Consider the following 11,231-nt stretch of genomic DNA (forward strand, 5'->3'; position numbering starts at 1 on the left):
CTACAGGCTTGCCATCTTGGGGCCCTGGTTGGGCGGGAAGCCATAGACCTTATTGAGCGGCATCGCCGCCGGATCGATGGCATGCACAGCCAGCTTGCCGCCCATGCAGGCGCCCTCGAAGCTGCCGACATTGAGGCCGGTGTAGATCCAGTCGCCGGCGATCACCAAATTGGCAAAGCCGGAGTCCCAGGCCTTCAGGCGATACTTCGTGCTGCCCGGCGGCGAGGTGACATAGCGTTCGGTCGGGTCGATATTGGGTTTCCAGAACTGCTGGTCCAGACGCGCGACACCCAGCGTGGTGGCGTCATTCTCAAGGCAGACCAGCTGCGAGAAATCGAAGCCGATCATGTCGCCCGGCGGATTGACCGCATTGGTCACTGATTTGGGCAGCAGCGCCCCCATGCAGGCCTGCAGGTATTGCTGGGCCTGCGCCTTCACGCGGGCCTTTTCGCGCACGGGATAATCATGATCGCTGAACGGTGGTTGTGCGCCGTATTGCGGCGTGGCACCGGAGAAATACAGCAGCGACTGCGGCATCTGATCCTTGGGCCAGTCTTCCACCGGGATCAGGTCGGTGAAATCGGCCACACCGTCGATCGGATTGACGAACGTGGCGCCGATCAGGCGATCGTAATTCTTGTATTCGAACGGCAGGCCCATCTGTTTCAGCGTGCGGTTCATCCAGATCTGCAGCGTCTGGGTCTGCACCGTCTTGATGGCTTCGACCATGGGTGGCCATTTCGGATTGGCCTGCATCAGTTGCGGCGCCAGGATCGGCAGGGCGCCAATGGAAATGGCGCAGATCACGGTGTCGAAATCTTCGCCCGCCTTCAACCGCTTCTCGGCAACCGGTTTCCACGGCGTCCAGTAGGATTCGATATCGACCCTCGCAGCCTTCATCGCCTCGCCCTGGACCAACTGGTCAAATAGCGGCCGGTCCGGCCAGACCGGCAGGGCCTTGCCGTTATATTGCGCCAGCGGCAGATCGATCAGCGGCTCGTAGCCCCTGGCCGGATCCTTCAGCGTGGCCTGGATGTCGAAAACGACCTCGCCCACGCCATTCGGCCCGGTGGTGATTTCCCGCACCTTGTGGAACAGCTCGAACTTCACGCCCATTCGCTTGAGCAATTCGTACAGCGGCGCCACCACGGTGTCGCCGGTGCCGGCCGCGAACAGCCAGCCGAACGAGCCGAGATAGGCAAACTCGCGCAGAGTCCAGTGCAGATAGGCGCCGGCCGCCATGGTGGGCGAGCGCGTCGTATCGCCAGCGGGATACTGGTAGGACAGGTTCGGTGTATTGAGGCTGAGCGGCGAGGAAATCGTCAGCATCGAGGCGCCGTGGCGGGCGAACCAGTCGGAGAAATTCTCGTCATCGAGCCGGTCGAAGCCGAGGTTGATCACGTCATCCGCGATGATGCCGCGGATCATGGTGAGGAAATAATCCAACGTGATGTAGAGATGGCGCAGCGCGTCGTTATTCTCGATCAGCGATTCGACATGCTTCTTGAACCACAGCCAGAAATCATCGATCGCCTTGAGCAGCGGGCCGCCCTCTCCGGCTGCAATCTTGTCCGCCTCGGCGGCGAGCTTGTTAAACAACCCGCGCGCCAGGCTGAATTCCAGGAAGGTTGACGGCACAGTACCTGCCGCGTGGTCCAGCCGCTTGCCGAGGAATTCAACCAGCGCCTTGATCCAGTGCTGCAGGGTCGGCAACGAGTCCGGCTCCCAGGGCTTCAGGTCGTTGCGCGGCATGGTGAGTGGCCAGTTGATCCAGCGATAATCGCGGAACTCCCAGCACAGGATGGAGTCGACCGGGTAAAAGGCCTGCTCGAAAGTTGCCAATGGCACGTCCTTCGGCCGGTCCAGCAGCTTGTACACCTCCGTCATCATCGACAGGGTGTTGTAGTAGCAGCCGAGGAAGCCGTGAATGCCATGCTCTTCGATACGCATGCCGAAATCGGCATTTCGGCCCGTGGCGCATTTGCCGCCCAGCCGCCAGCCAATCGAATATACGGTGATATCGTATTTCTCAGCCGCATCCGGCTGCGAGGCCAGATAGAAGGCACTGGTCAGAGCGGAAACGCCGCCACCCAAAATCGCAATCTTCTTTTTGCCCGTGTCAGACATCAAACAGCACCCCCATTTTATTGCTGCCGTCATCCTGCGGCAGATGTGTGTCTATTTGATGCCTTCTGTCGCTGATTGCTCAAGCCTTCAGATAGACAAAATAGCGGTCGGGCGGGATCGGCACAGGAACCGGTTGCAACAGCAGGTCGGGATGGGTGAGTTTCTGGTCGCTGAGCAGTAGTGCACCGTGACCCAGCAGCGGCGGCAACCAGCCACTCATCTGCACCACCTGCCGGGCATTGGCGTCCGGATCGCCCAGACCTACATCGCTATGCACCAGAATGGCGGCGCCAGGGCGCTGGGCGGCGAAAGCCTGCAGGGTGTCGCCGAATTCGCCAAGCACCAGGCGGTCAGCCGGGGGGATCGAGCGCGGGTTGGCGTTGTTGGCGCGATCGAAGGCGTAAATCCGGTCAGCCGTCAGCCCGGCACGCAGGTGGTCATAGGTTCGCCCATTGCCCAGGCCAACCTCCAGCACCAGGCCTTCACGACCTCTCACCCACTCAATTGCCCAGTTGAGCAATTCGCGCTGGGCCGAAAGGCGCGCGATGAAACTGTCCAGCCGGCTCATAACCTGTGATCAGCCCTTCACCTTGGCAGACAGATCGCGCAACTCGGCGGTGGTGCGATCCAGGCGCTGGGCCAGCACACGCATGATCTCGATGGCGATCTGCGGGAAGTCGCCGATCAGTCGAAAGAACAGATCCTTCTCGATACGCAGCACGGTGGTTTCCTGCGTCGCCGTCACCGTCGCGGTGCGCGGCACATCGCACAGAATGGCGATCTCGCCGACAAAATCGTTCTGCCGCAAATGCGCCACTTTCAACGGGCCGGTCGGCGTATCGACCACGACATCGGCTTCGCCGCCGATAATCACAAAGGCAGCGTCGCCGGGATCGCCCTGGTGAAACAGGACATCGCCCGGTTTGTAGGTTAGGCGTTGGCTGGTGAAGGCCAGCAGCTTCAGCTTCGACGGTTCGATCTTGGCGAAGAGCGGAATCCGTCGCAGCAGTTCGACCTCTTCAATCAGACTCATAACCTGCTCTCCATCAATGCGCGGCTCAGGCCGGCGCCAGCATCTGCTTGAACCGGGCACTCTTCTCGCATAGCTCTGCGTAGGATCCGGTATGCGTGACCCGTCCATTCTCCACGACGACAACGATATCGAAGCTTTCGCAGTCCGTTGCCCGCTGCAGAGACCAGATCAGGCCGGTCTCCTTGCGCAGCTCGGTAACCGCCTTCACCACCACAGCATGGCTGCGCGGATCAAGCGCTGCAGTGGCTTCAGACAACATCACCCAGTCCGGCTGCTTCACCAGGGCCCGGGCAATCGACAGCTTCTGACGTTGCGCCGCGGTCAGACGGGCACCGGCGATGCCAACCTCGAACAGCAGACCAACCGCGATGATCGGTTCGCGTAGCTTGAGTTGTTCAACAACATCGGCCATGACGCGGCCGATTTTCTCCTGCGCCTGCGCCTGCCCATAGGCGACGCGACCGAACAGGATATTGTCGACGATGCTGGACGAGACAGTGAAATGCTCCGGATCGAAAAAGGCGATGGCGCCCTTGCGATCTTCCGGCAGGGTATCGGCGAAGATTTTCCGGGCCTTCAGGATGGCCTCGCGCTCGGCATCGTTGAAATGACCAAGACGATGGCGCGCGAACACCAGCTTGAATGGCAGGGACATCAGCCGGGCGCGGTCCCCTTCCGGCAGCTGGTCCAGCGCACCCGGTTTGGCGCGCTGCAGCAGGTCTTTGTAGTCGGGCAAGTCTTCAGACGAAATGAAGCTGAACTGCTGGAAGAATTCATGCTCCGGCGGCAGATCGGCGAACAGTTCGACCATGGTGGCAGCGACTTCATGGCCGATCTCGAGGAACCGTTGCCGCAGGCCGACTTCATCGAGTACACGCAGCATATGCGAATCACGCGCCAGATTGTCTTCGTGATAAATCCCATTGCGCGCGGTGCCGAACATCAGGTTTTCCGCCACCGTGGCATTGCTGTTGTAGCGTGCCGGATCCCAGCTCTCGACCAGATCGGCCAGTGCACCACTGGTCAGTTTCTCGCGAAAAGCACGCCGCGCGGCAAGAACACGCTCCGCCACGTCGGGTTTGACCGCCGGGTCAACAGTTCCGCGCATACCCAACTGATAGACATCCTCGTCGAAACTGGCTGCTTTCAATGCAGCGATCGCAACCGTTACGAGGTTGTCAGGCCCGTCAGCACCGGCCGCCGCATAATCGGTCCAGTCTGCATCTGGATCATACGGCGAGTTGCCCGAGGCCTCGGCTTCGGCAACCTCACGCTCATACCGCGCCTGCAGGGCCTCGTTCAGGCTGCGGGTCGTCAACGGGCGATGACGCAGGCCCATGAAAAGGTTGTCGCCCAGGCTGGTGTTGAAGACGTAGCTGGCCGGGCCGACATAGGCGAGCCGGCGCCCGGTGACGGTCTCAGGCAGTTCGGCCAGATTCCGTTCATTGATGGCGATCCGGCCGCGGGTCGGATCATGCAGCCGCGCCAGAAGCTGCAACAGTTCGTCGCGCCCGTTATCGCCGACCACAGCGACACGGGATGGCCAGGGCAATGACAGGCTGAGATTCTCCAGGATCGGCTGTCCCTGATCGTCATGCAGGACGAGGCCGGAAACCGCGACCGGACCGGCCAGCGACACCGGCTGCTCCGGCTCCACATGCTGGTCATCCGGGCCGCGCATGCCATCCAGCACAAACTGGGTGACGACCTGTTCGTACTTTTGTTTCACATCCTCGCGCTGCTGATAGTGGTTCAGCAATTCCTTCCAGGGTGCCGCCATCTCCTTGTGCGCATTCACTGCCGCCACCACGGTACCGACATCCATCTGGCCGCGGATCGTGAGATAGCCGCCGATGGCGTAGAAGAAGAATGGCCCGAGCTGCTGGATGAAGTTGTTGAGAAACTTCACCATGAACTTGCGCTGATAGATCTCGACGCGAATCCAGTAGCTGATACTGAGGCGACCGCTAAATTCCGCCAGCATGCGATTCGACACGTCGTGGGTATGCAGGTCGGTCACGCCACTGATGGTTTCGCCGATGCGATCCGACAGCCTGCGCTGGTTCTTGATGCGCTCACGGCCGAGCGCCCGCACCTTGGCCTGCATTTTCGGCACGAAGTAAAACTGGATCGGATACAGCGCGACCGCAGCAAAGGCCATCAGCGGGTTCTGCAGCAACAGGAAGCCAAAAATCACCAGCAGCATGCCGCCCTGGAAGATCGGCAGGGCAAAGCTTTCGCCGATAAAACCGCCGACCGGCTCAACCTCGGCGATCACCATCGGGATGATTTCACCCTGGCTGGTGCGCCGGAAGGTATGCAGAGGAAACCGCAGGATATGGGCGTAAAGGTCATAGCGCAGCCTGCGCAACATGCGTTCGCCGGCAACGCCCTGGAAGTAATTTATGGCGTATTTGAAGCCCTGCTGAATCAGCACCAGCAACAGGAACACACCGCAGAGCAGGAACAGATAGGCCGTGTTATCGAATTGCCACAAACCCCAGCCGAACAGGTCGACCGGATAGCTGATGTCTTTGCCCTGAATACCCTGATTGACGATCGATTTCGGGATGCTCAGGTAATAATAATAGGGAATAAAGGAAACGACCGAGAGCAGCGTGATGATAACCTGCTGCTTCAGACTGTATTTTAGGATGAAGCTGTAGAGATTTTTTTCCACCGAACTTCCCCGCTTTGCCCCGACCTTAGCCGAAGGTCGACAGCCCGCCAATTGTCAGACGAGACCGGACTGTGCCCGGGATCACTATTTATCTCAGGGGCTTGGGAGAACCAGGGCTTGGCCTGAGCCGGGGGGCTATGCCATAGTCCGGGCAGACTATAGACCCCAGTACGCTCCCGATTGCTCCCCGAGGGGGGAAACCAGCATGGTATCGCGCAGTGACGGCACGCGTGTGCTGATATACAGCCACGACACCTTCGGACTCGGCCATTTGCGCCGATGCCGGACGATTGCCCATGCCCTGGTCGAGCGGCATCAGGACATGTCGGTCCTGATCATGTCCGGCTCGCCGATCATCGGCAGCTTCGATTTCCGCAGCCGCGTCGACTTCGTCCGCGTGCCCGGCGTCATCAAGCTGCGCGACGGCCAGTACACCTCGCTGAACCTGCCAATGGATATCGAGGAGACCCTGAGGATTCGGGCCGAGATCATCCAGCATACGGCGCGGGTCTTCGACCCCGACATTTTCATCGTGGACAAGGAACCGCTCGGCCTGCGGGGCGAAGTTCTGGAGACCATGAAAATGCTCAAGGCCAGCGGCACCCGCCTGGTGCTTGGCCTGCGCGACGTGATGGACGAGCCGAGTGCCCTGGCGCCCGAATGGGAACGCAAGAATGTCATGCCGGCGCTGAAATCGCTGTTCGACCAGATCTGGGTCTACGGCCTGCCGCAGTTCTGCGATCCTCTGGAAGGCATCACCCTGCCCGAAAAAGTCCGGCGCAAGGTGGTCTATACCGGTTACCTGCCGCGCACCTCCAACGAATCGCCACCAGAACATCAGCTCCCCGAAATCACCCAGCGACCCTTCCTGCTGGTGACGCCCGGCGGTGGCGGCGACGGCGAAGGCCTGATCGACTGGGTGCTGCGCGCCTATGAAAGCACCGAGATGCTGCCCTACCCGGCGCTGATCGTGCTCGGCCCCTTCATGCAGAAAGACCGCCGCGCCGATTTCCTGGCCCGGGTGGCCCGTCTGCCGCGCGTGGAAGCCATCACCTTCGACGCGCACATGGAGCATCTGGTGCGCAATGCCGTCGGCGTGGTCGCCATGGGCGGCTACAACACCTTCTGCGAAATCCTGTCGCTGGACAAACGCGCCATCATCGTGCCGCGCAAGCGCCCGCGCATGGAACAGTTCATCCGCGCCAGCCGCGCCCAGCAACTGGGCCTGATCCGCATGCTGGAAGATGACGGCCAGTATGACCCGGCTGTGATGGCGAATGCGCTCCGCAACCTGCCGCGCCAGCCGCTGCCCTCGCAAATTGTGATTCCCGGCCTGCTGGAAGGCCTGGATAACGTCGATCGCCTGGTGCAGCCGTGGCTGCGGCCACGGGCCGAATCGTCCGGCAACGTGGTCGAATTGCGGGGCTGATCCGCCCGCCGTTTCCGCGTATGTCCGTGTCCCCACCACCGCCCGTCGCTTTTGTTCTGAAAGGCTATCCACGCCTGTCAGAAACCTTCATCGCTCAGGAAATCGCGGCGCTTGAAGCCCGCGGCCTCGATATCCTGATCGTATCGCTGCGCCATCCCACCGACACGAAACGCCACGCCCTGCACGACCAGATCCGGGCGCCGCTGCTTTACCTGCCGGAATATCTGCATCAGGAACCGCTGCGCGTGCTGCGCAGCTGGTGGCGTGCGCGTCGCCTGCCCGGTTACCGCGCCGCCTTTCAGCTCTGGCGGCAGGATTTCAGCCGCGACCGCACGCGCAATCGCCTCCGCCGTTTCGGCCAGGCCCTGGTGCTAGCCGCCGAACTGCCGGACCGCTATCGCCATCTGCATGCCCATTTCATCCATACACCAGGCTCTGTGGCGCGCTATGCCGCACAGATTCTGCAATGCCCGTGGACGGCATCGGCCCATGCGCGCGATATCTGGATCACGCCGGACTGGGAGAAGCGCGAGAAACTGGCCGACTGCCAATGGGCCGTCACCTGCACGGCGCATAACCACACGCATCTGTCAGCCCTGAGCAATCCTGAGCGCGTGTCGCTGGTCTATCACGGCCTGGATTTCACACGCTTCCCCGATGCTCCGGCCTGGCGGCCACGTCGCGATGGCCGCGACGCTCAGGATCCGGTACGACTGCTCTCGGTTGGCCGCGCCGTGGAAAAGAAGGGGTATGACCTGCTGCTGCAGGCGCTGGCCCGGCTGCCGGCTGACCTGTACTGGCATTTCACCCATATCGGTGGCGGCCCACTGCTGGATGCATTGAAGGCACAGGCATCACAGCTCGGCATTGCCGACCGCATCACATGGCGCGGGGCGGCGGCACAGGATGATGTGATCGCCGCCTATCGCGATGCCGATATCTTTGCACTGGCCAGCCGCCGCGACCGCGACGGCGATATGGATGGCCTGCCCAATGTCCTGATGGAAGCCCAGAGCCAGGCGCTGCCCTGTGTCGCCACCACCATTTCCGCGATCCCGGAATTGATCCATGATGGCGAGACCGGCCTGCTGGTGCCGAGCGAGGATATTGGCGAACTGATGGTCGCGCTCAATCACCTGATCGTCGACCCGGCCCTGCGCAACCGGCTGGGGGCTGCTGCTGCCAGCCGGGTCCGAACGGCCTTCGGCATGGGCAGCGGCATCGCCGAACTGGCCCGGCGTTTCGGCCTGGCAGCCTGAACCGGAGCGCGGCGATGCGGATCGGCTTCTATGCACCGCTCAAGCCACCCGATCATCCGGCGCCATCTGGTGACCGCCGCGTCGCCCGTCTGTTCATGGCTGCGCTGCGCGGCATGGGCCATGATATCGACCTGCTGTCCGATCTGCGCAGTTTCAATCGCGACGGCGATGCTGTGCACGAAGCCGCCACAGCCGAGGCCGCCGCCGCCGCGGTCGACAGACTGAGCCACCGCTGGCTGCAGGAAGCCAGCCGCAAACCCGATCTGCTGTTCACCTATCATGTCTATCACAAGGCTGCCGATTATATCGGCCCGGCGCTGAAGCAGCGTTTCGGCCTGCCCTATGTGATTGCCGAAGCCTCGGACTCGCCACGACGCCGCGAGGGTGCCTGGGCAAAAGGCTATGTCCAGGCTGCACAGGCGCTGTCAGCCGCCGATGCCGTACTCGCCATCACGCGCTATGACCTGCCGCCGCTGATCGCCTGTGCCGGTGCGCGGGCGCAGTATTTCGCCCCCTTCATCGATACCGCACCATTTATGGCCGCAGCCACGCAGCGTCAGCAGCATCGCAAGGTCTTGAGCGCACGCTTCGGATTGCCGCTGGATCGGCCATGGTTGCTGGCCGTTGGAATGATGCGCAGCGGTGACAAGCTGGCATCGTTCCAGCGCCTGGCTGAAACCCTGCCGCTGGCGGCAGATATGGGTTGGCACGGCATACTGGTCGGCGATGGCCCCGAGCGCCACACCGTGCAGGCCGCCTTTGCGCCGCTGCACAACCGGATAACGTTGACCGGCCAGCTTGATGCAGACAGCCTCGCCGCACTTTACGCCGCCAGCGATTTGTATATCTGGCCCGCCGTGAACGAAGCCTATGGCATGGCTTTGCTGGAAGCGCAGGCGGCCGCCCTACCGGTGCTGTCGGTGAACACGCGCGGCGTACCTGATATCGTGGCACATGGCGAAACCGGCTGGCTGACAGCCGATGACCAACCGCAGACGCTGGCCTCTGCCCTGCACAACCTGCTCGGCGATCAGGCTCTGCGGCAGCGCATGGCAGCTGCCGCGCCGCTGCGTGTCGCCCGCGACCTGTCGATGGGCGCTGCGCAGGCCCGGCTGCAAACCCTGTTCACGCAACTGGGGCTGCCGGCATGACCCGCCATATCGTGCTGCTGCGTCATGGGCCGACCGACTGGAATGCCGATAAACGCCTGCAGGGCCGCACCGACACTTCGCTGTCCGAAACGGGCCGGCAACAGCTCAGCGGCCGGCGCATTCCGGCGGCCTATCGCGACTGGCCCTGGTATGCCAGCCCGCTGCGCCGGGCGCAGGAAACCGCCACACTGCTGGGATTGCAGGCCACCACCGAGCCGGCCCTGATCGAGATGGACTGGGGCGCCTATGAAGGCTGCACGCTGGCAGAGCTGCATGCCCGCCATGGTGCCGCCTTTGCCGCCAATGAGGAGCTTGGCCTCGATCTGCAGCCGCCCGGCGGCGAAAGTCCGCGCCAGGTTCAGCAGCGCCTGCTGCCCTGGCTGCGCAACCTGCCGGGCAATGCTGGTGCCGTCACCCACAAGGGCGTGATCCGCGCGATCCTGGCGCTCGCCTTCGACTGGCCGATGCTGGGCAAGCCGCCCGTCAGGCTCGACTGGCGTTGCCTGCAGGAATTTAGCATAACGGAGGATGGGCGGCCCGTTCTGGCCGCTGCCAATGTTCCGCTGGAGTGACGATGGCCGCGCCACGCGTCCTGATCTATGTGCAGCATCTGCTCGGCGTCGGGCATCTGCATCGCGTGGCCACCATCGCCCGTGCGATGCGACGCAGCGGCTGCATGACCATGCTGGTCTCAGGCGGCCTGCCTGATCCCACCCTGCATGGCCTGGATGGCATCGATTTCGTTCAGTTGCCGCCTGCGCGCGCCAAGGATGCCACTTTCAAGATCCTGCTCGATGAAACCGAGAGCGAAGTGACGGATGCCTGGAAAGCGATGCGCAGCAGCAAGCTGGAGGCGGCAGTCACGGGCTTCGGCCCTGATGCCATCCTGACCGAGCTGTTCCCGTTCGGTCGACGGCAGATGCGGTTCGAACTGGTGCCCTTGCTGGATATGCTGCAGCGTCAACCGCGGCGCCCGCTGATTTTCTGCTCCGTGCGCGACATCCTGGTCGACCGCAGCAAGCTGCAGCACGATCTCGACACCATCGCCTGGCTGCAAAGCTATTACGACGGCGTGCTGGTGCATGGCGATCCGGCCATTGTGCCATTCGAACAGACCTTCCCGCTGGCCAGCCAGATTCGCGACAAGCTGTACTACACCGGCTATATCGCGGAACGGCATGCCGTCGCAGCAACCGACGCCGGCGCCGGCGAGGTGCTGGTTTCAGCCGGTGGCGGCGCCGTAGGCATGGCCCTGTTTGATACCGCCCTTGCAGCCCGGCCCCTGTCGCTGGCCCATGCCGCACCCTGGCGCCTGCTGGTCAGCCCGCAGGAGGATGCCGGTGCCATTGCTACGCTTCAACGGCAGGCCGGGCCCGGTGTGATCATCGAGCCCGTGCGGCCAGACTTTCCGGGCATGCTGCGCCACTGCCTGCTGTCGATCAGCAAGGCCGGCTACAATACCGTGATGGAAACCCTGGGCAGCGGAGCGCGTGCCGTGGTGGTGCCGTTTGCCGGCGGGCGCGAAACCGAACAGACGCTGCGCGCCGCTCTG

9 protein-coding genes are annotated in these 11,231 nt (G+C 62.6%); 5 read left to right on the plus strand and 4 right to left on the minus strand.

From position 1 onward, the window contains the following. The 4 genes from AAG821_RS19990 to AAG821_RS20005 form a co-directional block, all read right to left on the minus strand. Nucleotides 1–2,127, minus strand: coding sequence for an NAD(P)-binding protein (locus AAG821_RS19990; protein ID WP_341914090.1), 2,127 nt, complete (start codon nt 2,125–2,127; stop codon nt 1–3). A gap of 79 nt (nt 2,128–2,206) precedes the next feature. Beyond that, nucleotides 2,207–2,695 (minus strand): class I SAM-dependent methyltransferase, encoded by a 489-nt coding sequence (locus AAG821_RS19995; protein ID WP_341914089.1) that lies wholly within the window; start codon nt 2,693–2,695, stop codon nt 2,207–2,209. 9 nt (nt 2,696–2,704) lie between these two features. Continuing rightward, on the minus strand, nt 2,705–3,160 hold the full coding sequence (locus AAG821_RS20000) for a cyclic nucleotide-binding domain-containing protein (RefSeq protein ID WP_341914087.1): 456 nt from the start codon (nt 3,158–3,160) through the stop codon (nt 2,705–2,707). 25 nt (nt 3,161–3,185) lie between these two features. Continuing rightward, nucleotides 3,186–5,840 (minus strand): ABC transporter ATP-binding protein, encoded by a 2,655-nt coding sequence (locus AAG821_RS20005; RefSeq protein ID WP_341914085.1) that lies wholly within the window; start codon nt 5,838–5,840, stop codon nt 3,186–3,188. A gap of 205 nt (nt 5,841–6,045) precedes the next feature. Here AAG821_RS20005 and AAG821_RS20010 point away from each other — a divergent pair, with 205 nt between their 5' ends. The 5 genes from AAG821_RS20010 to AAG821_RS20030 all read left to right on the plus strand — a co-directional run. Beyond that, nucleotides 6,046–7,269, plus strand: a complete 1,224-nt coding sequence (locus tag AAG821_RS20010) for a glycosyltransferase (RefSeq protein WP_341914083.1) — start codon at nt 6,046–6,048, stop codon at nt 7,267–7,269. Nucleotides 7,270–7,295: 26 nt separating this feature from the next. Beyond that, a complete protein-coding gene (locus tag AAG821_RS20015) occupies nt 7,296–8,528 on the plus strand; it encodes a glycosyltransferase family 4 protein (RefSeq protein ID WP_341914081.1) in 1,233 nt (410 codons plus the stop codon). A 14-nt stretch (nt 8,529–8,542) separates the two neighbouring features. Continuing rightward, nucleotides 8,543–9,679, plus strand: coding sequence for a glycosyltransferase family 4 protein (locus AAG821_RS20020; RefSeq protein ID WP_341914080.1), 1,137 nt, complete (start codon nt 8,543–8,545; stop codon nt 9,677–9,679). Continuing rightward, nucleotides 9,676–10,251 (plus strand): histidine phosphatase family protein, encoded by a 576-nt coding sequence (locus tag AAG821_RS20025; RefSeq protein ID WP_341914078.1) that lies wholly within the window; start codon nt 9,676–9,678, stop codon nt 10,249–10,251. Before AAG821_RS20020 ends, AAG821_RS20025 begins: the two co-directional genes overlap by 4 nt. A gap of 2 nt (nt 10,252–10,253) precedes the next feature. Next, the coding region (locus AAG821_RS20030; RefSeq protein ID WP_341916413.1) for a glycosyltransferase at nt 10,254–11,231 on the plus strand (978 nt) is incomplete at its 3' end.

The sequence above is a fragment of the Ferrovibrio terrae genome, assembly GCF_943372915.1.
In the GTDB taxonomy this organism is placed as follows: Bacteria; Pseudomonadota; Alphaproteobacteria; order Ferrovibrionales; family Ferrovibrionaceae; genus Ferrovibrio; species Ferrovibrio terrae_A.